This window comes from Mycobacterium pseudoshottsii JCM 15466, from assembly GCF_003584745.1.
GTDB lineage: Bacteria > Actinomycetota > Actinomycetes > Mycobacteriales > Mycobacteriaceae > Mycobacterium > Mycobacterium marinum.
In genome coordinates this window covers 1,028,268-1,052,153 of record NZ_AP018410.1, presented here as the reverse complement: position 1 = coordinate 1,052,153, position 23,886 = coordinate 1,028,268, and the positions used below count along the sequence as shown (strand labels likewise).

At 66.0% G+C, this 23,886-nt stretch carries 25 protein-coding genes; 7 read left to right on the top strand and 18 right to left on the bottom strand.

Annotated elements, in window-relative coordinates:
• Positions 1-4: 4 nt before the first annotated feature.
• From MPSD_RS04775 to MPSD_RS04765, 3 genes are read right to left on the bottom strand one after another with little or no spacing between them, the layout of a single operon-like run.
• A complete protein-coding gene (locus MPSD_RS04775) occupies positions 5-2,182 on the bottom strand; it encodes a xanthine dehydrogenase family protein molybdopterin-binding subunit (RefSeq protein WP_086085510.1) in 2,178 nt (725 codons plus the stop codon).
• Positions 2,179-3,156 carry an FAD binding domain-containing protein gene (locus MPSD_RS04770; protein ID WP_020788709.1) on the bottom strand — a complete coding sequence of 326 codons (978 nt, stop codon included), beginning with the start codon at positions 3,154-3,156 and terminating at the stop codon, positions 2,179-2,181. Before MPSD_RS04770 ends, MPSD_RS04775 begins: the two co-directional genes overlap by 4 nt.
• A gap of 3 nt (positions 3,157-3,159) precedes the next feature.
• A complete protein-coding gene (locus MPSD_RS04765) occupies positions 3,160-3,762 on the bottom strand; it encodes a (2Fe-2S)-binding protein (RefSeq protein WP_117421636.1) in 603 nt (200 codons plus the stop codon).
• Between the two features lie 188 nt (positions 3,763-3,950).
• On the opposite strand from MPSD_RS04765, the gene MPSD_RS04760 reads away from it, so the two are divergent.
• Genes MPSD_RS04760 through cmaA2 form a run of 3 tightly spaced genes read left to right on the top strand, consistent with a single transcriptional unit; the run spans position 3,951 to position 6,341 of the window.
• Positions 3,951-4,862, top strand: coding sequence for an HAD family hydrolase (locus MPSD_RS04760; protein WP_012392770.1), 912 nt, complete (start codon positions 3,951-3,953; stop codon positions 4,860-4,862).
• Between the two features lie 44 nt (positions 4,863-4,906).
• On the top strand, positions 4,907-5,407 hold the full coding sequence (locus tag MPSD_RS04755; protein ID WP_012392769.1) for an FAS1-like dehydratase domain-containing protein: 501 nt from the start codon (positions 4,907-4,909) through the stop codon (positions 5,405-5,407).
• A 22-nt stretch (positions 5,408-5,429) separates the two neighbouring features.
• Positions 5,430-6,341 (top strand): cyclopropane mycolic acid synthase CmaA2, encoded by a 912-nt coding sequence (cmaA2, locus tag MPSD_RS04750; RefSeq protein ID WP_012392768.1) that lies wholly within the window; start codon positions 5,430-5,432, stop codon positions 6,339-6,341.
• 53 nt (positions 6,342-6,394) lie between these two features.
• Here the strand turns inward: cmaA2 and MPSD_RS04745 are convergent, their stop codons facing one another.
• The 9 genes from MPSD_RS04745 to MPSD_RS04705 all read right to left on the bottom strand — a co-directional run bounded on the left by MPSD_RS04745 (position 6,395) and on the right by MPSD_RS04705 (position 14,029).
• Positions 6,395-7,486 carry a lysophospholipid acyltransferase family protein gene (locus MPSD_RS04745; RefSeq protein WP_085981826.1) on the bottom strand — a complete coding sequence of 364 codons (1,092 nt, stop codon included), beginning with the start codon at positions 7,484-7,486 and terminating at the stop codon, positions 6,395-6,397.
• Entirely contained in the window at positions 7,468-8,601 is a 1,134-nt protein-coding gene (locus tag MPSD_RS04740; RefSeq protein WP_020788711.1) for an SDR family oxidoreductase, read from the bottom strand. Before MPSD_RS04740 ends, MPSD_RS04745 begins: the two co-directional genes overlap by 19 nt.
• Positions 8,602-8,679: 78 nt before the next feature.
• Complete coding sequence (locus tag MPSD_RS04735) at positions 8,680-8,781, bottom strand: 30S ribosomal protein bS22 (protein WP_003402602.1); 102 nt, start codon at positions 8,779-8,781, stop codon at positions 8,680-8,682.
• 138 nt (positions 8,782-8,919) lie between these two features.
• The gene (locus MPSD_RS04730; protein WP_011742123.1) at positions 8,920-9,177 is read right to left on the bottom strand and encodes a helix-turn-helix domain-containing protein; all 258 of its coding nucleotides are present in this window, start codon (positions 9,175-9,177) and stop codon (positions 8,920-8,922) included.
• A 141-nt stretch (positions 9,178-9,318) separates the two neighbouring features.
• A complete protein-coding gene (gene proC / locus MPSD_RS04725) occupies positions 9,319-10,191 on the bottom strand; it encodes a pyrroline-5-carboxylate reductase (protein WP_172607095.1) in 873 nt (290 codons plus the stop codon).
• Positions 10,192-10,227: 36 nt separating this feature from the next.
• Positions 10,228-11,073 (bottom strand): thioesterase family protein, encoded by an 846-nt coding sequence (locus MPSD_RS04720; RefSeq protein ID WP_020788712.1) that lies wholly within the window; start codon positions 11,071-11,073, stop codon positions 10,228-10,230.
• A 1-nt stretch (position 11,074) separates the two neighbouring features.
• Positions 11,075-11,917 (bottom strand): sugar phosphate isomerase/epimerase family protein, encoded by an 843-nt coding sequence (locus tag MPSD_RS04715; protein WP_020788713.1) that lies wholly within the window; start codon positions 11,915-11,917, stop codon positions 11,075-11,077.
• 16 nt (positions 11,918-11,933) lie between these two features.
• Positions 11,934-12,998, bottom strand: coding sequence for a hypothetical protein (locus tag MPSD_RS04710; protein WP_020788714.1), 1,065 nt, complete (start codon positions 12,996-12,998; stop codon positions 11,934-11,936).
• Positions 12,995-14,029 carry a Ppx/GppA family phosphatase gene (locus MPSD_RS04705; RefSeq protein WP_012392761.1) on the bottom strand — a complete coding sequence of 345 codons (1,035 nt, stop codon included), beginning with the start codon at positions 14,027-14,029 and terminating at the stop codon, positions 12,995-12,997. The genes MPSD_RS04710 and MPSD_RS04705 overlap by 4 nt, the downstream gene beginning before the upstream one ends.
• A 139-nt stretch (positions 14,030-14,168) precedes the next feature.
• Here MPSD_RS04705 and MPSD_RS04700 point away from each other — a divergent pair, with 139 nt between their 5' ends.
• Positions 14,169-14,963 carry a DUF3109 family protein gene (locus tag MPSD_RS04700; protein ID WP_036426934.1) on the top strand — a complete coding sequence of 265 codons (795 nt, stop codon included), beginning with the start codon at positions 14,169-14,171 and terminating at the stop codon, positions 14,961-14,963.
• Positions 14,964-14,975: 12 nt separating this feature from the next.
• On the opposite strand, the gene MPSD_RS04695 is transcribed toward MPSD_RS04700, so the two are convergent.
• Positions 14,976-15,713 (bottom strand): FadR/GntR family transcriptional regulator, encoded by a 738-nt coding sequence (locus tag MPSD_RS04695; RefSeq protein WP_020788717.1) that lies wholly within the window; start codon positions 15,711-15,713, stop codon positions 14,976-14,978.
• A gap of 87 nt (positions 15,714-15,800) precedes the next feature.
• Here MPSD_RS04695 and MPSD_RS04690 point away from each other — a divergent pair, with 87 nt between their 5' ends.
• The 3 genes from MPSD_RS04690 to MPSD_RS04680 are packed head-to-tail and all read left to right on the top strand — an operon-like array spanning position 15,801 to position 19,056.
• Positions 15,801-16,772 (top strand): hypothetical protein, encoded by a 972-nt coding sequence (locus MPSD_RS04690; RefSeq protein ID WP_179953028.1) that lies wholly within the window; start codon positions 15,801-15,803, stop codon positions 16,770-16,772.
• Positions 16,773-16,804: 32 nt separating this feature from the next.
• Entirely contained in the window at positions 16,805-17,146 is a 342-nt protein-coding gene (locus MPSD_RS04685; RefSeq protein ID WP_011742115.1) for a hypothetical protein, read from the top strand.
• Positions 17,143-19,056: a GMC family oxidoreductase N-terminal domain-containing protein gene (locus MPSD_RS04680; protein ID WP_020788719.1), complete on the top strand. Its 1,914-nt coding sequence runs from the start codon at positions 17,143-17,145 to the stop codon at positions 19,054-19,056. Before MPSD_RS04685 ends, MPSD_RS04680 begins: the two co-directional genes overlap by 4 nt.
• Here the strand turns inward: MPSD_RS04680 and regX are convergent.
• The 5 genes from regX to mshA all read right to left on the bottom strand — a co-directional run bounded on the left by regX (position 19,019) and on the right by mshA (position 23,875).
• Positions 19,019-19,702, bottom strand: coding sequence for a two-component sensory transduction protein RegX (gene regX / locus MPSD_RS04675; RefSeq protein WP_011742113.1), 684 nt, complete (start codon positions 19,700-19,702; stop codon positions 19,019-19,021). The two genes, MPSD_RS04680 and regX, sit on opposite strands and share 38 nt — an antisense overlap.
• A 102-nt stretch (positions 19,703-19,804) precedes the next feature.
• Entirely contained in the window at positions 19,805-21,031 is a 1,227-nt protein-coding gene (locus MPSD_RS04665) for a sensor histidine kinase (RefSeq protein WP_012392756.1), read from the bottom strand.
• Between the two features lie 135 nt (positions 21,032-21,166).
• On the bottom strand, positions 21,167-21,922 hold the full coding sequence (locus MPSD_RS04660) for a phosphoglyceromutase (RefSeq protein WP_011742111.1): 756 nt from the start codon (positions 21,920-21,922) through the stop codon (positions 21,167-21,169).
• Between the two features lie 13 nt (positions 21,923-21,935).
• Positions 21,936-22,487 (bottom strand): type III secretion system chaperone family protein, encoded by a 552-nt coding sequence (locus tag MPSD_RS04655; RefSeq protein ID WP_020788720.1) that lies wholly within the window; start codon positions 22,485-22,487, stop codon positions 21,936-21,938.
• The gene (mshA, locus tag MPSD_RS04650; protein ID WP_262491525.1) at positions 22,484-23,875 is read right to left on the bottom strand and encodes a D-inositol-3-phosphate glycosyltransferase; all 1,392 of its coding nucleotides are present in this window, start codon (positions 23,873-23,875) and stop codon (positions 22,484-22,486) included. Before mshA ends, MPSD_RS04655 begins: the two co-directional genes overlap by 4 nt.
• Between the last annotated feature and the right edge of the window lie 11 nt (positions 23,876-23,886).

The following is a 23,886-nucleotide window of genomic DNA, read 5'->3' as shown; positions in this document are numbered from 1 at the left end:
CGGATCAGAGCAGCTGCTCGACCCTGATTGGCAAGTCGGTGACCCGTTTTCCGGTGGCATTGAATACCGCGTTGGCGATCGCCGCGGGCACCGCAATGATCACCAACTCGCCGAGTCCCTTCACCCCGATCGGGTCGGCGATGGTGTCCTGTGCGGGCAGAAAACTTGCGTCCAGCGCGGGAACGTCGGCGTTGACCGGGACCAGGTAATCCGAGATGTTCGCGTTGACGACGCGACCGTCTCGGTAATCCAACTCGGTCCCTTCCAACAGAGCCATCCCTATTCCGCCGATCATGCCTCCGATTGCCTGGCTGTGCGCGAGTTTGGGATTGATCACCCGGCCCGCGTCGTAGCAGGCATGGATGCGGCGGATCCGCACCGTAGGCAGCAATGCGTCGATGGCGACTTCGGCGAATACGGCTCCGTAGGCGTAGGTGGAGTATCGCTTGCCGGCATCATCGGGTGTCCAGGTGTGTTCGGATTCCAGGGCTGGCCAGCCACGCCTGCGCAGCAGATCCTGATACGACTCGCCCCGCGCCGGCCCGTCCGTGGCGACCGTGGAAAACATGTGGCCGTTGGTTACCATCACGTCTTCCGGGCGCAGGCCCGCCAGCGGCGATTGCGGGTCAGTCACCGCCGCACGAATGAACTTGTCGCGCAGCATATTTGCGACAGTGAACACAGCCGAGCCCACGCTTGCCGTAGTCCGCGAGGCCGAGTGCGCCGGCGCCGGCGGGAAGCGGCTGTCGCCCAGTGAGAATCGCACCCGCTGCAACGGCAGGCCGAGCGCATCCGCGGCAATCTGGGTCATCGAGGTGTAGGTCCCCGGTCCCATGTCGCTGGCGGCGCTGCACACCTCGGCAGTGCCGTCCGCCGAGATCCTTGCGATGGCCGCGCACTTACTGCGATAGGTGAAGTACGCCGCGGTCGCCATCCCGATACCGACAAAGGAATCGCCGTCGCGGTTGGCTCCGGGGATGCTGTTTCGGCGGTGCCATCCGAAGTCGGTGGAGCCCTGCTTGATGCAATCGACCAGCCGCCTGGTGGAAAAGGGCAAGCCGTTGATCTGGTCGATTCGAGGTTCGTTGCGCAAGCGCAACTCGATGGGGTCGATGCCCAGGCGGTGCGCGAGATCGTCCATGGTGGACTCGAGCGCAAACGTTCCGGTGACCGCACCGGGTCCCCGCATGAACCACGGCAGGTTGATATCGAGTGGCACCACGCGGTATGTCGAACTCATGTTGGGGACCTGGTACATCAGCTGCGGGCTGCGCACGATGCCGTCTTCATAGATGCCGTACTGCGCGGTTTCCGTGCGCCCTTCGTGGATCATCGCCATCAGGCGCCCGGAGGGGTCTGCGCCAATCGCCATGCGTTGGCGGCTGGTCGGCCGGAAACCGACCGAGCTGTACATCTGTTTTCGCGTCAGCACCAGCTTGACCGGCAGCTGCATTCGGCGCGCGGCGAACGCGGTCAGCAGTTGATGCGGCCACATGCGGCCGGCGCTACCGAACGCGCCACCAACAAATGGCGAGATCAGCCGCACCCGCTCTTCGGACATCCCGAATGCCCGGGCATAGGACCGCCGCGCTCCGTTGATGTGTTGGACCTTGTCCCAGAGTGTGAGCCGGTCGCCATCCCATTTGGCGATGGTGGCGGGCAATTCCACCGCGTTGTGGTTGTTGCGGGCGATGCTGAAATTGAGGTCGCTGATCCCCGCAGCGCGGATCATCACCTGATCGGGGGTGCCGCGAACGTAGTCGGCGATGAGTCGGCCGGGATAGCCGACTGCCTGCGGCGCATCGATATCGGTTAGCTGCGGCCACGTTGAGTAGCTGACGTCGACCAGCGATACCGCGTGCGCCGCAGCCTCATGCGTGGTGGCGACCACCACGGCGATCGGCTGTCCAAAGAAGAAGACCTGGCCGGTGCCGAAGGGCAGACGCACCCCGGTGAAATCGGTGAGCACCGCAAGCACGCCAGGCTGGCGCATGGCGGCTCCGGTGGCGATGTGGTCGACGGCACCGCGCGCCACCGTGCTGCAGACCAACGCCGCATACACCAACCCGGGAATCGGGTGGTCGGCCGCGTAGCGGGCTTTTCCGGTCACCTTCAGCGGGCCGTCCACCCGGTTGATCGGCTGGCCACTGATGCCTCCGGCGGCGGAGAAGGCGTGGGTCATGGCATTGCCGCCACGACCGTCAGCTGCTTTTCGACGACGCGCTTGAGCAGCTCTACCTTGAAGCGGTTCTCGCTCAAGGGTTTTGCCCCAATGGCCGAGAGCGCGGCGGCGCGGCGGAACAGATCCGCATCCGATGGGCGGCCCCGAAGCGCGGCTTCGACCGCCGGCAGGCGCCACGGCACGGTGCCCACCCCGCCGGCGGCCACCCGCGCGGTGCGTATGGTGCCGGCGGCGATGTCGAGTGCCACGGCTGCGGACACCAGCGCGAACTGGTACGACTCACGGTCGCGCACCTTGAGATATCCGGACCGGTGCAGCTGGGGCCCGACCGGAATCTCGATGGCAACCAGCAGCTCACCCGGGTGCAGGTTGTGTTCCCAGTGCGGAGAGTCACCCGGATGGCGATATAACTCCGCGAGCCCAAACCTCCGATGTCCAGCGATCTGGCGAGTCAGCACAACGGCGTCTAGTGCCACCAATGCCACCGCGAGGTCGGAGGGATGGGTTGCGCAACAGTGTTGGCTGGCGCCGAAGATTGCGTGCGTTCGGTTGCGGCCCTCGATTGCCGCACAGCCGGCATCGGGACCACGTCGGTTACATGCGGCCGAGACGTCGCGGAAATACAGACACCTCGGGCGCTGCAACAGATTGCCGCCGATCGATGCCATATTGCGCAACTGCGCCGAAGCGCTGAGCTCCAAGGCTTGGCTGACCATCGGAACTTGTTGCCGGACAACGGGATGAGCCGCCAGATCCGACATTCGCACCAGGGATCCAACACGGATCACTCCGGGCTGCACGTCGATCGACTGGTAGGGCAGCGCATTGATATCCACCAACGAATCGGGACGTTCGACCGTCTCACGCATCAGGTCGACCAGAGTGGTACCGCCGGCTATGTAACGGCCACCGGCCGCGGCTGCCCGCAACGCGGACTGCTCGTCGGAGGCCTTGCTGTAGCGAAACGGAAACACGGATTAGTCGTCTCGAGCCACCGATGCGACAGCTTTGACGATGTTCGGGTAGGCACCGCAACGACAGAGATTGCCACTCATCCACTCGCGTATTTCCGCGGGTGAACCCGCGTGACCTTCGGCGATACACGCGACGCCGGACATGATCTGACCTGGGGTGCAGTACCCGCACTGCAACGCGTCCTCATCGATGAAGGCCTGCTGCAGCGGATGCAGCCGGCCGTCCGGGCCGGCCGAACCTGTTAGCCCCTCGATCGTGGTGATCTGTGCGCCGTCGTGCATGACCGCCAGAGCCAGGCAGGAGTTGATGCGGCGACCGTCAACCAGCACCGTGCACGACCCGCACGCGCCCTGATCGCAGCCCTTCTTCGTTCCCGGCAGCCCCGCTCGCTCCCGCAGCATGTCCAGCAAGCTGGTGCGGTTATCGACGGCGATCTCCCGCTGCTCACCATTGATCTGAAGGCGCACCACAGCGGTGTGGCCATCGCCCTGGTGGACGCGTTCGGATCCGGGGATGGCAGTGACAGCCGCGACGGCGCCCCCCACCGCAACGGAGGTACCCACGAACGTCCGGCGGTTGACTCGTAACCCGAGTCCGTCATCCACGGATTTACTCTAGAACGGGTAGATCGGTGCGCATCGCCAGATCGAAATCTCGGCCATCCGCCGCACTGTTTACCGGGCAGCGTTAGCTGTCCCCCAGGTAGCTCGGACGGTTGCCAACCGTTGCCGGATAGGGTTGAGATCGGCCGCAGCAAGTCATCGGCCGGTACCGCGATTCCGGGAGGTTTCTGATGGCTTCCTCTGACCTGGGCAGCTCGAGCGGCGGCGGTCATTTTGACCTGGAGTCGCTGGCCGAGAATGCCAGCGCCACCCGAGCGCTAGCGGATATGACGGTCCCCACCGAAGGCTCGGCCGCTGACCCGCAGCCACCGATCGATCTGACCGCCGCCGCATTCTTCGACGTGGACAACACCCTGGTGCAAGGCTCGTCCGCGGTGCACTTCGGCCGGGGCCTGGCCGCCCGCCACTACTTCACCTACCGCGACGTGCTGGGCTTCGTCTATGCCCAGGCCAAGTTCCAGCTGCTCGGCACCGAAAACAGCGAAGACGTCGCCGCCGGCCGCCGCAAAGCACTCGCCTTCATAGAAGGCCGCTCGGTCGACGAACTGCTGAACCTCGGCGAGGAGATCTATGACGAGATCATCGCGGACAAGATCTGGCCTGGCACCCGCGAGCTCGCGCAGATGCATCTTGATGCCGGCCAGCAGGTGTGGCTGATCACGGCCACGCCCTACGAGCTCGCCGCGACCATCGCCCGCCGGCTGGGGCTGACCGGTGCCCTGGGCACCGTTGCGGAGTCCGTCGACGGGGTGTTCACCGGACGGCTGGTCGGTGAGATCCTGCACGGCACCGGCAAGGCTCATGCGGTGCGCTCGCTGGCGATCCGGGAGGGTCTGAACCTCAAACGCTGCACCGCATATTCGGATAGCTACAACGACGTGCCAATGCTGTCGCTGGTGGGCACCGCAGTCGCCATCAACCCCGACGCCCGGTTACGTAGCCTGGCCCGCGAACGAGGATGGGAAATCCGGGACTTCCGCACCGCTCGTAAAGCCGCCCGGATCGGGGTGCCCTCGGCCCTTGCTCTGGGCGCGGCGGGCGGCGCGTTGGCAGCACTGGCGTCTCGACGGCAATCACGCTGATAAGCTGCGCCGCTGAGCATATATTCGAGCAGAGAGCAAAGGGCATGACAGTCCCCCCAGAAGCCGCAGGACTCATCGGCAAGCACTACCAGGCACCGGACTACTTCGTGGTTGGCCGCGAGAAGATCCGGGAATTCGCAACCGCGATCCAAGACGAGCACCCATCGCACTCCGATGAGGCCGCCGCAGCCGAGTTGGGTTACCCCGAGCTGGTCGCCCCGTTGACCTTCCTGGCAATTGCAGGGCGTCGGGTGCAGCTGGAGATCTTCAATAAATTCAATATTCCGATCAACATCGCCCGGGTCTTCCATCGGGACCAGAAGTTCCGCTTCTACCGGCCCATCGTGACCGGCGACAAGCTGTACTTCCACACCTATCTCGACTCTGTCCTGGAGTCTCACGGGACGGTGATAGCCGAAATCCGCAGCGAGGTCACCGACGACGAGGGCAAGCCGGTGGTGACGAGTGTGGTCACGATGTTGGGCGAGGCGGCCCATCACGAGGCCGAAGCGGATGCCGCTGTGGCGGCGATTGCATCCATCTAGGAGGGCCAGTAGGGTCCGGTTGATGGGGAAAAGGGGCGACCAACCTTCTCTTCCGGACCAGCTCTCGCCACCTGTCGAGGCGGTCCAATCGCACTACGACCGCTCAAACGAGTTCTTCAAGCTTTTCCTCGATCCATCGATGACCTACAGCTGTGCCTACTTCGAGCGTCCCGACATGACGCTGGAACAGGCTCAGTACGCCAAGCGCAAACTTTCACTGGACAAGCTCAACCTCGAGCCCGGCATGACGCTGCTCGACATCGGCTGCGGCTGGGGCTCGACCATGCGCCACGCGATCGAGGAGTACGACGTCAACGTCATCGGCTTGACGCTCAGTGAGAATCAACTTGTCCACGACGAGCGCAAGTTCGCTGACATGGACAGCCCTCGGCACAAAGAGGTGCGGCTGCAGGGCTGGGAACAATTCGACGAACCGGTCGACCGCATCGTGTCGCTGGGCGCCTTCGAACACTTTGCCGACGGCGCCGGTGACGCTAGCTGGGAGCGGTATGACCGCTTCTTTAAGATGTGCTACAACGTGCTGCCCGATGACGGCAGGATGCTGCTGCACACGATCATCGTGCCCGACGCCAAGGAAGCCAAGGAACTTGGTTTGACGGCGCCGATGAGCCTGATGCGCTTCATCAAGTTCATCCTGACCGAGATCTTCCCCGGCGGGCGGCTACCCCAGATTCCGCAGATCGATGAGTATTCGTCGAGGGCGGGTTTCAAGGTTGAGCGGTATCACCGGATTGGGTCGAATTACGTTCCGACACTGAACTCTTGGGCTCAGGCGCTGCAGGCCAACCAGGAAAAGGCCATTGAACTGCAGGGCCAAGAGGTCTACGACATCTATATGCACTACCTGACGGGCTGCTCGGACCTGTTCCGCGACCACTACACCGACGTTTGCCAGTTCACGATGGTCAAGTAGCTGGCCCGCCCACCAAGGTAGCGGTGCAGCGTCGGTGACGTGGCCGCGCGAGGTCAGCCGAAGAAGACGTTGCGCCGCCCGGCCAGCAACCGGTACAACGTTTGCTGGATCGTCTCACGGACCTGGTCGCTCAACTCGAAGGTGACCATCGGATCCTCGGCGTCACCGGACCCGTAGTCGGCGGTGTAGATCGGTTCGCCGAATGCGATGCGCCACTTCGACGGCAGCGGCACCAGCCCGGCCGGACCCGCCAACGGGAACAACGGGGTGACCGGGAAGTACGGCAAGCCGAACAGCCGCGCCAGCAACTTGACGTCGGTGAGCATCGGGTAGATCTCTTCGGAGCCGATGATCGAACACGGAACAATCGGCGCCTTGGTTCGCAACGCTGCCGATACGAAGCCGCCGCGGCCGAACCTCTGCAACCGGTAGCGATCAGAGAAATGCTTGCCCAGTCCCTTGTAGCCCTCGGGAAAAACGGCAGTCAGTTCGCCGGAGGCCAGCAGGCGGTGCGCGTCGGTCGTGCAGGCCATCGTGTGCCCCGCTTTACGGGCGGCTTCACCGACCACCGGCAGATCGAACACCATGTCGGCGGCCAGCAACCGCAGATCCCGCTGCGCCGGATGCTCATCGTGCACCGCCACCGACAGCATCAACCCGTCGAACGGCAGCACCCCTGCGTGGTTGGCCACCAACAGTGCGGCGCCTTCGCTGGGGATGTTCTCCACGCCGCTGACTTCAACCCGGAACCAAGACTTGAAAAAGAACCTCAGCAAAGGCCGAACGATCGCATCGTTGAAGTGCGGATCGAACCCGAACTCATCAACGCTGTAGTCACCGATCAGTCGCTGACGGAGAAAACCCGCGACCGCGGCAACGCGCTGCGCAAGCTCGTTCAGCGGCGGTTCGGCAGTTGAACTCCCACCCGCGACACGCCGGTGTTCATCGATTTCGCGGACGACAGCGGCGATCTGCTCGGCCGATGCGCGGCCGCCCGGATCGGACAGCAATGAGGGATGTTGACGAGACGTGTCTGCCCGTTGATCGGCGCGACGACGCGCCGCCACACGACCCCGATTGGCGTGCAGGGGAATGACATTCGCTCTGGTATTACCCGCCACGATATCTACCTGACCCCACCCCATGGAATTGGATTTCGGCTACCCCAGCGCTGCGCTACCGCTATGGCGCGCCCCTCCCAGGAGCGTACCCGATGCGGGGCGATTATGGGAGTCAAGCCGCGGCCGCGAACGTAGTCGTCAAAGGCCTCCGCCGTCGACCACTTGGGCTGGTAGCCGAGTTCGGAACGCATCCTGGTGGTGTCCATCACGCGGCCATAACTCAAGTACGCGAACTGCTCGCGGTTGATCTCGGTATAACGATTAGCTCGTCTCAGCGAATCGAGAGCCCACACCCCAAAGCCCGGAACCGGCAGCGGAATTCGGCCGGCCCGACGGATAGCCTGGGACAGCATGATGATGCCGTCGGCACCGATGTTGTAGGTGCCGCCCTTGCCCGAAAGAGCCGCGCGTTCCAACGCGCCCAGGGCATCCTGCTCGTGCAGCAGCTGCAACCTCGCGTCGCGGCCAAACATGGTGGGCACCCCTGGCCCGGCCAGATACCGCGACAGGGTGGTGTCCATCGCCGGGCCGATCATGTTGGCCAACCGCAGGATCGTCACTGCGATATCGGGGCGACGCCGGCCCAGGCCGCGCGCATAACCCTCGATGTCGAGGCTGTCCTTGGCAAAGCCCTCGCGAAATGGACGACGGCTGCTGCTGTCCTCGGTGAATACCACCGGATCGTGCGGGCTGGACCCGTACACCTCGGAAGTCGACTTGAGCACAACCCGACGCACCGACGGCGCCTTCTGGCACGCCGCGAACAGCTGCATGGCGCCCATCACGTTGAGTTCCTTCAGCGCGGCGCTACCACCGGAGCGCGGAGCGTAGGACGCCGCCGCGGCGTGCACCACCGTGTCGACATCGCCGTTGCGAATCACCTTCGCGATGAAGGGATTACGGATGTCGGCGCGCACGAACTCGGCTCGGCCCATGCGCCGCAGCATGTCCTTGCTCGGCGCGATCGCATCCACCGCGATGACCGAACTGATCAACGGGTTTTGTGCGAGTCGCGCGGTCAAGTAGCCGCCGAGAAATCGGCAGGCGCCGGTAACCAGCACCACCTTGGGATGGTGGACGCTGTCACCGCCGCCACCGATTCCTCCGGCGCCGCCCCCTTGACCGTTCGACGAATTCACCCCGACAGCCTAGCCGCGGCTAGAGGCATAGGCGTTACAGCCTGGTGACGGCAGCCGCCAACCCGAGCCAGTCGAGGCCTACTTGCCAAGTTTTCTGCGCTGCACCCGGGTGCGGCGCAGCAGCTTGCGGTGCTTCTTCTTGGACATGCGCTTGCGCCGCTTCTTGATTACTGAACCCATGAACTCCGCTATCTGACCTGTGACCGGCTTGCTTCAACAAATGACCCGGACACCTTACCCAGCCCGCCGTACCCAACACCAAACCGGCGCCACCTAACCAACCGAAGCCAAGCCTGGCGGCGTGCGGCCGGTATTCGGCTAACCGGCGAAATACGAGGTCTGCAGCATGTCGTGGACTGCCTTGGCGTGCACCCGAAATGACCGCCCGACCCGAACCGCTGGCAACTCTCCGTTGTGCACAAGCCGGTAGACGGTCATTTTGGACACCCGCATGAGCGAAGCCACCTCGGCCACCGTGAGGAACTGGCTGCCGGCCTGCTGGCCTTCGCCTGAACCGCTATCACGTACCGACTTACCAGCAGAATCGCGCGCCGATGGCCCGTTCGTAGACGTCATCGCTAACCCAATCGTGTCAGGCACACGCAATCCCAGCGGCTTCCCCTCCGCTGGCACCCACGCGTGCATACAAAGAGGAGAATAGCGGGACTAGTGGGGTTACTGGTACTGGTGGGGGACAATCAGTTCAAATTTTTTGAATTATTCCGATGTAATTCTTAGCTGCTCAGAGCGGCTTTTGGCGGCCTGCACGGCGGCATCGACCGCCCCCCGGAACCCTTCGCGCTCGAGTTCGCGCAGCGCAGCGGCGGTGGTCCCGCCGGGTGAGGTGACCGACGCCCGCAGCTGCGCCGGCGAGGTGTCCACCCGCAAACCCAACGGCTCGGCAGCGCCGCGTCGGTCTTGATCCATCCGCTCCAGCAGCATCGCCGCCGAACCGGCCATCGTCTGGGCCGTCAGGTCGGTTGCCACCTGACGACTCAAGCCCGCCGCCACACCCGCGTCCACCAATGCCTCGACCATCAGCAGGAAATACGCCGGCCCGGACCCCGACAACGCGGTCACAGCGTCGAGTTGCTGCTCGGGAACGGTGAGCACGACGCCGACCGAATCGAACAGGGCTGAGACTTCCTCGAGCTGTTCGGGCGTGACGAAGCGGCCCTTGGCCAGCGCGGTAACCCCCGCACTCACCAGTGCGGCCGCGTTGGGCATCGCTCGAACCACCGGGGTGCCCGCGGGCAACTTGGATTCGAAATATGAGGTGGTGACCCCTGCCGCGACGGTGACGAACACCTGCTCGCCGCTGTAGCTTTCGGCCGCGGCAACCACCGCGCTCAGGTCGCCCATCACCGAGTCGACGTCGCCGGGCTTGACCGCGACGACAACCAGCGAGGCGCTCTCCGCCGCATCCTTGGCCGACGTCACCAATACCGAATAGGTACTGGCCAGGTATTTGGCGCGCTCCGGTACCCGCTCAGCCACCACCAGATCTTTGACTTGCCGCCCGGCCCGCAACAGTCCGGACAACAATGCTTCACCGATGCTGCCGCCGCCGATGATCGCGATTCTTGGCATGCCCGACAGCATCGCAGACGGTCCGCAGTGGCGCCGCTACCGGGCGGGCACCATCGCCAGCTGGCGCGTCTGCACCACGATGCGGCCCGCCTGATCGACGACGATGTGGTCCTCGTCGAACCAGCCCTGCCCGATCTCAACGCAGGTGGCGACGATCCGTAGCCACCCATCGGTGGGCAGGGCGCGCAGGATGGCGGTCAGCTGGACGGTGGGCGCCCAACCGGTGCGTCCGACGGCAAAGGTGACCGGGACCGACAGATCGCCGCACATGAGGGCGAACAGCGCGTCCGGGGCGACGCCACGCGGCCGGGCCCACATCTGAAAGGTCGGCGCCCGTCCGCCCCACCCGCTCGCCGGCGTCTGCAGCGTCGACGCCAGGGGCCGCACATCGCAGCCCGCACCCAGGTGGGCCAGACCGGCCAGCGCATGACCGGGGTCGATCGGTGTGACATCGTCGGGCGGTTCGGGGGCCATCATTTCCAGCACCGGGTTGGCCGATAGCAGCGGTGCCGCCGGGCCGGACTCGTAATGCTCGGGTTCACCCAGCGTGACGACGGCGTGCACCGCGGTGCGCTCGCCCTGCATGAGCTCCACGTCGACCACGCTGATCCGGCGGCCACGCTTGCGGATCGATGTCACCAGTCGCATCGGCCCCGGATCGGGGGCCCACAGGAAGTTGGTCGACACCGCGACCGGTTGCAGTGCGTCACCGCCATGGGCGGCGCGCGCCGCCTTGGCGCACAGGGCCAGCATCACGCCGCCATGCACCTTGGGACCGATGGTCCAGTTCTCGTCGAACTCACCGTCGAATATCCGGCATTGCCCGCCCGCGGGTGCTTCGACCTCGCGCAACGCCATCGCCGTCGTGAATAACGCGTTCATATCACCGCATCAGGTGGGTACGGGCAAACTGCAAGGACTCCGACAGCATCGCTTCGCGCTCCGCCGCCGAACGGGCTGAGGAGGTGGATACCTCCAAGACCACCTGCCCGGCGAAGCCCCCACCGGCCAGCATCTGGCATACCTCGGCGGTGGGCTCCGTTCCGAGGCCGGGAACCAGGTGTTCGTCGGCGGGCAGCCCGCTGCCGTCGCACAGGTGCAGATGCATCAGACCCGAGCCCATCCGCCGGGCCATGCTCAGCGCGTCGGTTCCGGCTGTCGAGGTGTGCGAAAGGTCCAGTGTGTAATGCGCGTGATCGCCGTCCAGCGGGTCATAGGACGGCGCGAAAGCCGAAATCGCCGCACCTGGGCCACCACCGCGCTTGCGCATGCGTTCTCGTGACTGGCCGGCCCCGAAGAACCGGTCCGCCCGGAACGGAAACATGTTCTCGACGGCCACCACCACGTCGCTGGACGCTTCCAGGGCCGCAACCTGGTCGCTGAATCCCTCGGCGTAGCGCCGTTGCCAGCGGAAGGGCGGATGCACAACGACGGTCTGCGCGCCCAGCTCTTCGGCAGCCCGAACGCTGCGGTCCAGCTTCAAGATCGGGTTGGCCCCCCACACCCGCTGCGAAATCAGCAGACACGGGGCGTGCACGGACAGCACCGGCACGCGGTAGCGCCGGGACAGCTTTCGGACGGCATCGATGTCCCGGCTGATCGACTCGCTCCAGACCATCAGCTCCACGCCGTCGTAGCCGAGCCTGGCGGCATACTCGAACGCGGCCTCGGCCCGCAAGGGGTACACCGAGGCCGTCGACAGACCGACTTTGATTGCTGGGCGCACTGTGAGTGGGGGCCGCCTAGCCCGATTGCAGCAAGGCCAACGGCCCCAGGGTGATCAACGCACCCACGGCAACCGCTATCAATGTGCTTCCGATGTCCTCCGTCTTGCGAACCACCCGAACCCCGACCACCAGACCGAGGATGACCAGCACCGAGAGCACCAGAGCGACGATGCTGTTCCATCGCCACAGCTGGTCAAACGCGATGAACAGACCCGCACCGAAGACCACGGCCAAGATCGACTGCAGCACCACCAGCGTGCCGCGCCACAGGGCCGCGAGCTTGCCCGACAACGGGCGCGCACCCTGTTCCTCGTCGGCTTCGGCCTCTTCCTCGTCGAACGTCGACGGGGACGATTCCCCGCGCCGCCGCGCCACCTCGTCGGCCAGGGACTGCCCGCCATAGAGGGCCTGATCGGAGATCCCCTCCGACGCCTGCAGAAAAGAACGCACGTAGGCGGAATCCTCGACCTCGGATTCCGCTTCGGCGTCGGAGACATCCACCGATGTATCGCCGTAGTGGCCCACCGGGTCGGGGCTCATGTCCTCAGCCCCGGGCCCTTGCCCCGCGGCATCGCTATCCCCGGTGTGGCGCAGGGGTCTGGGGTACTCACTGCGCTCAGGACCCGCTTTGGTCCGGGTGATCGGCTCCGATTTCGGCCAGCGCGGCTCGGGCTCCGACCAATACGCCGCCCTGCCGGCCTGCCCGGCCGCCGGTTCCTCGGCGGCCTGCGGGGGCTCGGTGGCTTCGGCCGGTGCCACGACCGATTCGGGCTGCACGCGCGATGCGGGTGCAGGCTCGTCGACCTCGACTCGGCCGTTGCCGGGCTTGGCTTGGCTTGTCGGCGCGACAGTCTCGGTGGTTTCGGCGGGCGCACTGGGCGCGCTTCGCTCATCGTGATGATCGTCACGGATGATCGGAATTTCACCAGTGAGCTCGGCGACCGTGATCGAGTCGGTGTCGCCGCGGCGGCGGCGGCGCCGCCGGGTCACCGCCGGGGCACCGACGTTACCATTGCGGGCCAGTAGTTCGGCCACCGAGATCTGCTTGGTGTCCTCCGTCTCGGAGTGTGGTCCAGTCATGGTTTGTTGCCTCTCGATCGGCCTGCAGCGTTCCGATCTACTACCTGACCTCTAGCATCGCGCACCGAAGTCAACACCGGCGAAGTTTCCATGAAGGCGGTCCCGTCGCCCTCACTGTCGAGTCGGCGCAAAATAACACCTTCTCGGAGCGCCCACGGGCAGATATCCAACGCTTCTATCGAGAGCGCTCGCATGCTTGCCTCCGCCACCAGAGCCCCCGCCACGATTTGCGGCGCCCGCTCGGCGCTGACTCCTTCCAGTTCTGCACGGTCAGCGGTCGTCATCCTAGAGATGAAAGATATGAGTTGTCTGAGGCCATTGGCCGTCAGGGTCCTCTTCACCCGTGGTCCGGCGGCCGACGGCGCCGCGCCGGTGAGTCGGGCCAGCGAGCGAAATGTCTTGGACGTAGCCACCGCGAGGTCCGGGATGCCCGCGTCCAACATCGTCACGCTGGCATCGGATAACTCAGCATCCAGCCAATCCCGAAGCATCGCCACCCGGCGCCGGCCGGGCGGATCGTCGGGCAGCCATTCCCGCGTCAACCGTCCCGCGCCTAGCGGGAGCGACAGCGCCACCTCGGGCTCTTCGTCCACGCCGCTGGACAACTCCAGCGAGCCGCCGCCGATGTCGAGGTTGATAATGCGCCCCGCGCTCCAGCCGAACCAGCGGCGCACCGCCAGGAAGGTCAGTCGCGACTCGTCGACACCGCTGAGAACCTGCAATTCGACATCGGTTTCGTTGCGCACCCGCGACAACACGTCATCGGAGTTCTCCGCCTCTCGGACCGCCGATGTCGCGAAGGCCATCAGCTCCGCGCAGCCCGAGCTGGCGGCGATCTTGGCGAACTCGTCGATCGTGGACACCAGCTTGTCGGCGCCACGCTTGGTGATGTTGCCCGAGCTATCGGTGGCCTCGGCCAGCCGCAAAGTCGCCTTCGTCGAACTCATCGGGGTCGGATGGCCACCACGGTGAGCATCAACCACCAGTAGGTGGACCGTGTTGCTGCCCACGTCGAGCACGCCCAATCGCACGAAATCAACCTAGTCGTGCGGCAATGCGGCCCGCCGTGCGACCCGCTGAGTTGCCCGGCAATACCGGCCGGCAAGCTCGCCGACGCGCGCGCAACCGCAGCAGCGCCGCGAAGCATGACTGTGGACTAACGTTGTAACCGTGGCAAACTCGTGCCTGAAGACGGTGCAGCCGGGACAAGAGGTCGAACTGGATTTCCCCCGCGAGTGGGTGGAATTCTACGATCCCGACAATCCCGAGCATCTGATCGCGGCCGACCTGACCTGGTTGCTGTCGCACTGGAGCTGTGCCTTCGGCACCCCGGCCTGCCAGGGCACCGTGGCCGGCCGGCCGAACGACGGATGTTGTTCACACGGCGCATTCCTGTCCGACGATGACGACCGCGCCCGGTTGGATGACGCGGTCAAGAAGCTGACCGACGACGATTGGCAATATCGGGACAAAGGCTTGGGCCGCAAGGGCTACCTAGAGCTCGATGAGCGCGACGATCAGCCTCAGTACCGCACCCGCAAGCACAAGGACGCCTGCATCTTCTTGAACCGTCCCGGATTTGCCGGCGGCACCGGCTGTGCGCTGCACAGCAAAGCCCTCAAACTCGGTGTTGCTCCGTTGACCATGAAACCCGATGTGTGCTGGCAATTGCCGATCCGGCGCAGCCAGGAATGGGTGACCCGGCCAGACGGCTCCGAGATCCTCAAAACCACGCTCACCGAATATGACCGGCGCGGCTGGGGCTCCGGTGGCGCCGACCTGCACTGGTATTGCACCGGCGATCCGGCCGCCCATGTCGGAAGCAAGCAGGTGTGGGAGAGCCTGGCCGATGAGCTCACCGAATTGCTCGGCGCCAAGGCGTACGCCGAACTGGCCGCCGTGTGCAAACGCCGAAGCCAGCTGGGTCTGGTCGCCGTACATCCGGCGACGCGGGCGGCCGAGTAGCGGCGCGCGACGCTACCGCTCGGGATCCTCGCCGGCATAGGCGGCGCGATAGCACATGATCATGCGCAATGCGCTCGCGTTCAGGTATCCCTCAACCGCCGCGGCGGCCGTCTCGGGGTCACCCGCCAGCACAGCGTCGTTGATGGCCGTCAGATCGGCGATCACCGGGTCCGCGTCCTCATAGGCGCCGGTCAGCTCGTGCTCGCGGCCCCCGAAGGCCTGCTCGACCCAGCGGTACAGCAAACCCAAAGCGCGGTTGCGGGTGCCGTGGATGAGTACCCGAAAATAGGCGAGATCGGCGGCCTGGCGCGCCGGCGCAGTGTCGGCGTCGGCCACCTCCGCCAGCGCAGCGCGTAGCGCCTCAGCGTCCCCGGAGCTGTTCCGTTCGGCAGCCAGACGGCCGATCAGCGGCCCCAGGGCGGCCCGAATTTCAAGCACTTCGACCAGGAAGTCGGGACCGAGCTTGCGCACCAGCGCCTCGACCACCGCGGGATGGGTAAGGCTCTGCGGGTCACGCACGACGTTGCCGCTCCCCTGCCGGGTCTCGATCAGCCCCATCTGCTGCAACCTGGCCAAACCCTGGCGCAGCGACGTCCGGTTGACACCGAGCTGCCCGGCCAGCTCCCGCTCGGGCGGCAGCGCGGAGCCAGGTGGAAAAACGCCATCGAGGATCGCGTCGGCGATCGATGTGGCGATCTGCTCGTCGACCCGTTGACGATCCGGCGGCTGCAAAATACTTGACTGGTTCATTGGCTCAACCAATATAGTGGATGGACCGACGGCACAACCACAACCAAGAGCGTGTCGCGCCGCATGGCAACACCGGAGGTGAAGCGGGTGGACGAGGAAATGCGATCGGCGGTAGCCCCACGCTGGCAGGGCAAACCCGGACGCCTGGAAGTCTGGTATGCGACCCTGTCGGATCCCTCAACCCAGGCCGGACTATGGGTCCACTACGAAACCGTGGCACCCACCAGCGGTGACGCGCCCTACGCGCACGGATGGGCAACGTGGTTCCCGCCGGACGGCCCGCCCCGCACCGGACGTTTCGGCCCCGCGCCGGTCGGGCCGGCGACGGGAGCCGCCTGGTTCGAGGCGGCAGGCGCGCGGGCGGCTCACGAATCGCTCACCGGCCGAGCGGGTTCACTGAGTTGGGACTTGTCGTGGAAGGACGCCGCCGCGCCGCTGTGGACGTTCCCGCGGGTCGCATGGGAGCGCGAGTTGTTGCCGGGCGCCCAGGTGGTGCTCGCCCGCACCGCTGAATTCAGCGGTTCGCTGACGGTGGGCGATACCAGCCACCCGATCGGCGGCTGGCGCGGCGGGGTCGCCCACATCTACGGGCACGGCAACGCCAAACGCTGGGGGTGGATCCACGCCGACCTCGGTCACGGTGACGTGCTGGAGGTCGTCACCGCGGTGTCGCACAAGCCGGGACTGCGCCGGCTCGCACCGATGGCGTTCGTCCGCTTCCGCATCGATGGAAAAGACTGGCCCGCAAGCCCGTTGCCGTCCCTGCGGATGCGCACCACCCTCGGCATTGCACATTGGCAGCTGGAGGGCCGCATCGATGGCCGTGACGTGCTGATCCGGGTCGACCAACCGGCCGAGAGGTGCGTGAGCCTGCAATACACCGATCCCGATGGGGGGAAAGCGGTGTGCACCAACACCGAACGGGCCGACGTCCACGTCGAAATCAGCCGCAACCGGGTCATCGAGCGCAGCTGGTCGGTGTTGGGAACCGGGCACGCCGAAGTCGGCCTGCGCGATACCCGCGATGCCAAGGCGCCGGCCGTCAATGAACGTCGATGAACGTCGATGAACATGAATGAAAGGACGTACCGATGAGTTTTCTGCTGGACCCACCGCTGTTGTTCGCCTGCGGAGTGCTCATCGAGCGCCACCTCGACGAAGACCGCCGCGACCTCGCCGAAGCCGCCGCCCTCGGGGTCTTCTTCGCGGGTTCGTTCGGCCTGTACAACAACGTGCCCGGGCTGGGCTTGCTGTGGCGGCCGTTCCGCGCCCGCAACGGCCGCGACTTCATGTGGAACAGCGGGGTGTTCAACGTGGATACCGACCAGGCACAGTGGCCGCTGCACGCGGCGGCCGGAGGCATCTTCGCGACGTATCCGTTCTTCATCAAGCTCGGCCGACGGCTCGGTAGCCGGCTGGCAACCCGGATATGAGCCGCACCCAGGCCGCACTGGCCTCGTTCGGCGCCGCGTTGTTGCCCGAGGAACGCGGTGGCCCGACGTCGACCGAATTCGCCGAGCGCGTCGACCGGTACCTGTCGCAGCTGCCGACCACCTCACGGCTGGCCGTGCGCGCCGGGCTGGTGTCGCTGGCGGCCGCGAGCTACCTGACCACCGGCCGATCCCTGGCCCGGCTTGAACCCGCCCAACGCGAACAGGTGTTGCGCCGAGTCGCGGCGATCAATCCCGACACCAGCGCCGCGCTGGAAGGGCTCAAAGCGGTCGCGCTGCTGGCCAACGGTGCCGACACCTACGCACCGGACTTGCTTGCCCGCGCCCAGGCACACGACGCCGCGCGTTCCGATGCGGCGCTGGACATCACCGCTTCCCCGGATAGCCCTTCGGTGGTCACCGCCGACGTGGTGATCGTCGGGTCCGGCGCCGGTGGCGCCATGACGGCCCGCACCCTGGCCCGTGCCGGCTTGCGCACCGTCGTGCTGGAGGAGGGCCGCCGCTGGACGGTGCGGGAGTTCCGCACCACCCACCCGATAGACCGCTACGCCGGCCTGTATCGCGGCGGCGGGGCCACCATCGCGCTGGGACGTCCGGCCGTAATACTGCCGATGAGCCGAGCGGTCGGTGGCACCACCGTGGTCAACTCGGGCACCTGTTTCCGGCCGCCGTTGGCCGTGCAACAACGCTGGCGCGATGAGTTCGGGCTCGATCTGGCCGATCCGGACCGACTGGCCGGCCGCCTCGACGACGTGGAACACACCTTGCAGGTCGCACCCGCGCCGCGCGACATCATGGGCCGCAACGGAAACCTGCTACTGGATGCCGCCGCATCGCTGGGCTGGCAGGCCGCACCTATCCCCCGCAATGCTCCGGGATGCGCCGACTGTTGCCAATGTGCGATCGGTTGCCCCAGCAACGCCAAGTTCGGCGTGCATCTCAACGCACTTCCCCAGGCCTGCGCGGCCGGCGCCCGGATCATCTCCGACGCGCGGGTACAGCGGGTGCTGCATCAGGGGGGACGGGCCCGCGGCGTGCGCGCCCGCCGCCCGGACGGCACCGCGATCGACGTGCGCGCCGACATCGTCATCATCGCCGCCGGGGCCACCGAAACACCGACGCTGTTGCGACGCAGCGGCCTTGGCAGCCACCCTCGACTCGGCCGCAACCTCGCGCTGCATCCGGCCACCATGCTGGCCGGCGGCTTCGACGACGATGTCTACGCTTGGCGCGGCGTCCTGCAGAGCGCGGCGGTTCACGAGTTCCACGAGTCAGACGGCGTCCTGATCGAAGCGACCGCCACACCACCGGGGATGGGTTCGATGGTTTTTCCCGGCTACGGCACCGAGCTGCTCGACTGGCTGGATCGGGCGCCTCAGGTCGCGACTTTCGGTGCGATGGTCGCCGATCGTGGTGCCGGTTCGGTGCGGTCGGTACGCGGCGAAACCGTTGTGCACTATCAAGTGGCCCCGGACGACATCACCAAACTACGGGTGGCGGTACAGGCCATCGGCCGGCTGCTCTTTGCCGCGGGTGCGGTCGAGGTGCTCACCGGACTGCCCGGTGCCCCCACGGTGACATCACCGGCAGCACTGCAGGATGCGCTGCAGCGCAGCGACCCGAGAAATCTGCACCTGGCCGCCTTCCACCCGACCGGAACCGCCGCCGCCGGCGCCGACTCGCAAATCTGCCCCGTCGACGCAACCGGCCGGCTGCGCGGGGTCGACGGAGTATGGGTCGCCGACGCGTCGATCCTGCCCAGCTGCCCGGAGGTGAACCCGCAGATATCGATCATGGCGCTGGCGCTGGCGGTCGCCGACGAGGTGGTCGCCGACCGCTCGGGCTCGATCTATATCAGCCCTCCAGCTTGTAGCCCAGGCCCCGCACTGTGACCAGATGCACCGGATTGGCCGGGTCCGCTTCGATCTTGGAGCGCAAGCGCTTAACGTGGACATCGAGCGTCTTGGTGTCGCCAACGTAGTCCGCGCCCCAGACCCGGTCGATCAGCTGGCCGCGGGTCAGCACCCGCCCACTGTTGCGCATCAGGTATTCGAGGAGATCAAATTCCTTGAGCGGCAAGGTGATCGCGTCACCGTTCACCGACACCACATGGCGCTCGACGTCCATGCGCACCGGTCCGGACTCCAGCACGCCGTCGCTGACTTCGGAATCGTCGTCGCCGCCCCGGCGCAGCACCGCCCGGATTCGGGCGATCAGTTCGCGCGCCGAATACGGCTTGGTGACATAGTCGTCGGCGCCCAACTCGAGCCCAACCACCTTGTCGATCTCGCTGTCGCGGGCGGTCACCATGATGACCGGCACGCTGGAGCGGGCACGCAACTGCTTGCACACGTCGGTGCCCGACATGCCCGGCAGCATCAAGTCGAGCAGCACGATGTCAGCACCCGAGCGATCGAACTCCGCCAGCGCGGCCGGGCCATCGGTGACCACGGTGGCTTCAAAGCCCTCCTTGCGCAGCAGAAACGCAAGCGGATCGGCCAATGACTCCTCGTCCTCAACGATCAGCACGCTAGTCATCGGCGCCACTCCTCTTCATCGCTTCGCTCTGCATCGTCGTAAGCGCGGGTCATCGGCGCCACTCCTCTTCATCGCTTCGCTCTGCATGGTCGTTAGCGCGGGTCATCGACTTAGCTCTTCCTCTCGTTGTGACCGATTGGGCCGCGCGTCGCGGGCCCGCGGCTGGTCAGGTTGATCGCTGTCGTCGGGCGCCGAACTGGCAGGGATGGACAGGGTGAACGTGGACCCCGTTCCCGGCTTGCTCCACACGCCGATGCTGCCGTTGTGGTTGGCGGCGACGTGCTTGACGATGGCTAGCCCCAGTCCGCTCCCACCAGTAGCCCGCGAACGAGCCTTGTCGCCCCGGAAGAACCGCTCGAAGACTCGCTCCTGGTCTTCCAGCGCGATCCCGATACCCCGGTCGGTGACGGCGATCTCGACGTTGTCGCCGCGCTTACGGCGGCTGATCGACACCGGTGAGCCCGGTGACGAGTAGGCGATTGCGTTGGAGACCAGATTGGCCAACGCGGTCACCAGCAGGGTCTGGTCCCCCAGCACATGCAGCCCGGAGGACGAATCGGTGCGCACCTCGATCTCGGCGTTGTCAGCGGCCACCTTGTGGCGAGAAATCGCCTCCGAGACAATGGTGTCGACGTCAACGTCGGTGACGTTGTGTAACCGCTCGGCCCCCTGCAGGCGCGATAGTTCGATCAATTCCGCGACCATGTCGCCCAGCCGATTGGCTTCGATCAGCACCTTCTCGGCGAACCGCCGAACCGTGTCGGAGTCATCGGCAGATGCCAGCAGGGCCTCGGCGAGCAGGGCCATCGCACCGACCGGGGTCTTGAGTTCGTGGCTGACGTTGGCCACGAAATCACGTCTGGTTGCCTCCATGCGGGCATAGTCAGACTGGTCGTAAGCGAAGACCACGGTGAAGCGCCGGTCTTCCTCGCTGAGCAACCGGGCTTGCCCGTGCACCGATAGCCCGGACCGGCCGCCCGGACGCTTTCCAGGTGACAGATCGAACTCGACGTCGCTGCCCCGCAACGCCTGCTGTGCGGCCTCCCACGCCTGGTCGTCGAGCTGCCGGTCGCGCACCAGGCCCAGCTCTTTGGCCCGGTCGTTGAGGTAGACGACGTCCCGATGGCTATCGACCACCGCGACACCCATCGGCATCAGCGCGACGATGCGTTGCAGCATCTGCGCGACGGTGATGCCAGTCCACTCGGTGGACGCTTGTTGGCGGCGCCGCACCAGCCGCTGTGACAGCCGGGCCCCGACCGCGACACCTGCGGCCAGCGCCAGCGCGGACAAGACCCCGGCCAGCAACAGTGCCGAGAACACAGTCACAAACAAAATCCTACAAATCTGGTGAACGCAGCCCTAGCGCTGCGCGGCCAAATCAGGACAAGTCACATCCTCGGCCGCATGTGTTCTGCTGCCGTTCACGCATTGTTTAGCGACTGGCCCTATCGGCGCCAGAAATCAGGCTTTTGCCGCGCCTTGACTCGCCACCGCGGCAGCCCCCGCGGCGGCCGCCTCCGGGTCCAGATAGGTACCCCCGGGCACCACCGGTTGCAGCCGTTCGTCCAGGTCGTAGCGCAGCGGAATGCCCGTCGGGATGTTGAGTCCGACGATGTCCTCATCGGACATCTGGTCCAGATGCTTGACCAACGCGCGCAGCGAGTTGCCGTGCGCGACGATCAACACCGTCTTGCCGGCCCGCAGGTCACCGACGATGACGTCGGTGAAGTAGGGCAGAAACCGGGCCACCACGTCAGCCAGGCATTCGGTCAGCGGCCCGCCGTCAATGTTGGCGTAGCGGGGGTCAGCGTCCTGGCTGAACTCACTGCCCTTCTCGATTAGTGGCGGTGGAGTGTCATAGCTGCGCCGCCAGGCCATGAACTGCTCTTCGCCGTAGCGGGCCTTGGTCTCGGCTTTGTCCAGCCCCTGCAGCGCCCCGTAGTGACGTTCGTTGAGCCGCCAGCTGCGCCGCACCGGAATCCACAGCCGGTCGGCGCTGTCCAGCGCCAGATGCGCAGTGGTGATCGCGCGCCGCAACAGCGAGGTGTAGAGCACATCGGGCAGCAGATCCTGTTCGGCCAGCAATTCGCCGCTTCGTACCGCCTCGGCCCGGCCCTTCTCGGTCAGGCCGACGTCGACCCAGCCGGTGAACAGGTTGCGAGCGTTCCAGTCGCTCTCGCCATGGCGAAGCAGCACCAACGTCCCGGTGTCTCCCATGCCGGCAAGTCTCTCACGTCGCCGGAGCCCGGTCCTCTCGGTCATCCTCGTCGTCGATCAGATGCGCGAACGCCTCCAGGTTCTTCAACGACTCGCCCCGGGAAATCCGCCATTCCCACTCTTTTTGAATCGAAGACCGAAAACCCAACTCCAGCAACGTGTTGAAATCCGAGTCCACCGCCTCGAGCACCTGCCCAAGCACTCGGTCGATCTCGTCGGCGTCGACGGAGGCCAAGGACATGCGCCCAACCAGGTAGATATCGCCGACGTTGTCTAGCGTGTATGCCACCCCGTAAAAGCGGCGGTTGCGTTTGAGTAAGAACCGGTAGACACCTTCATGGTTTTCGTCCGGCTTTCGACAGACGAAAGCCTCCACGCGTACCGAGTGCTCACCGATGCTCAGGATGGTGTTGGTCTTGAGCTTGCGTTCCCCCGGCAGTTCGACGATCAGGCCGGCCAGCCCGCCGTGGGCGCCCTGATGCCGGGTGTAGCTCAGATCGTTGACCTTAAGCGTGTCCTCGATCACCGCTTGCACGGACTGGCTCTGCGGCGTGGTGGGGGTCACGCGCCGACTCCGCGCCGAGCCGTCCAGCGACGCGGTTTGCGAGCCGCCACCGGGTCGCGAACCTTGCGGCGGCGCCCGGCGGTGAAGTCGCCGATCGCGCGGCGGTAACTGGCCAGCAGCGCGTCTGTGGTGTTCTCCCAAGAGAACGTGGCCGCATGCTCGGCCGCAGCCCGACTCATCAGCGCGCCCTGCGCGCCGGCATTGCTTCGCAGCAGCCCGTCGATCGCCGCCGCCCATTGGTCGACGTCATGTCCGGAGACCAGAGTCCCGCTGACCCCGTCACGTACCGCCACCGGCAACCCGCCGACCGCGGCCGCCACCACCGGCGTTCCGCACGCCTGGGCCTCCACAGCGACCAGGCCAAACGACTCGGAATAACTCGGTATCGCGACCAGATCAACCGCGTGGAACACGCGAGCCAAATCCGTGCGGGACTGCGGCGGCAGGAATGTCACCCGCTCTGCGATGCCGAGTTCGTCGGCGAGTTGAGCCAAACCGTCCGGGGATGCCAGTCCACTGCCCGAGGGGCCCCCGGCAACGATGATCCGCACCCCGGGCAGTTTGGCCACAGCACGCAGCACAATGTCGGGCGCCTTCAGCGGCTGGATCCGCCCGACGAAGGCCACCACCTTCTCCTCGGGCCGTAGCCCCAGCGCGGTTCGCGCCTGCTGACGGTCGCCGGGGCGGAACACCTCCAGGTCGACACCGGGATGCACGACGTCGATCCGGGCCGGATCCGCATGGTGAATCGAGATCAATTGCTTGGCCTCATCGTCGGTGTTGACGATGAGCCGATCAGCTTCGTCGACCACCTGCTGCTCGCCAACGGTGCGCAGCGGCGGCTCCGGTGCATCACCGTTGGCCAGCGCCGCGTTCTTCACCGCCGCCAGCGTATGGGCGGTATGCACCAAAGGGACCGCCCAGCGGTCACGGGCCAGCCAGCCGACCTGGCCGGACAGCCAATAGTGCGAGTGCACGATGTCGTAGTGCCCGGGTTCGTGGGCGGCTTCCGCGCGCAGCACCCCGGCCGCGAACGCACACAACTGGGTGGGCAGGTCGTACTTGTCCAGACCCTCGAATGGTCCCGCCACCACATTGCGCACCAGCACACCGGGCGCCACCCGCACGACCGGCGGGTCCGCCGAAGCGGTGGCCCGGGTGAAAATCTCGACCTCGATCCCCCGCTTGGCCAGATGTAGCGCACTTTGCAGCACGTAGACGTTCATGCCCCCGGCGTCACCGGTGCCCGGCTGCGCCAGCGGCGAGGTGTGCACAGCCAGCAGGGCAACCCTGCGCACGACGGCGTCGGCGGTTAGCCGGGAGACATCATCGGGCCGCACACCATCATCTTTACAGGACTCGCCCGCGGCACCGGCCCCCGCACGCATGGGGCGCACGT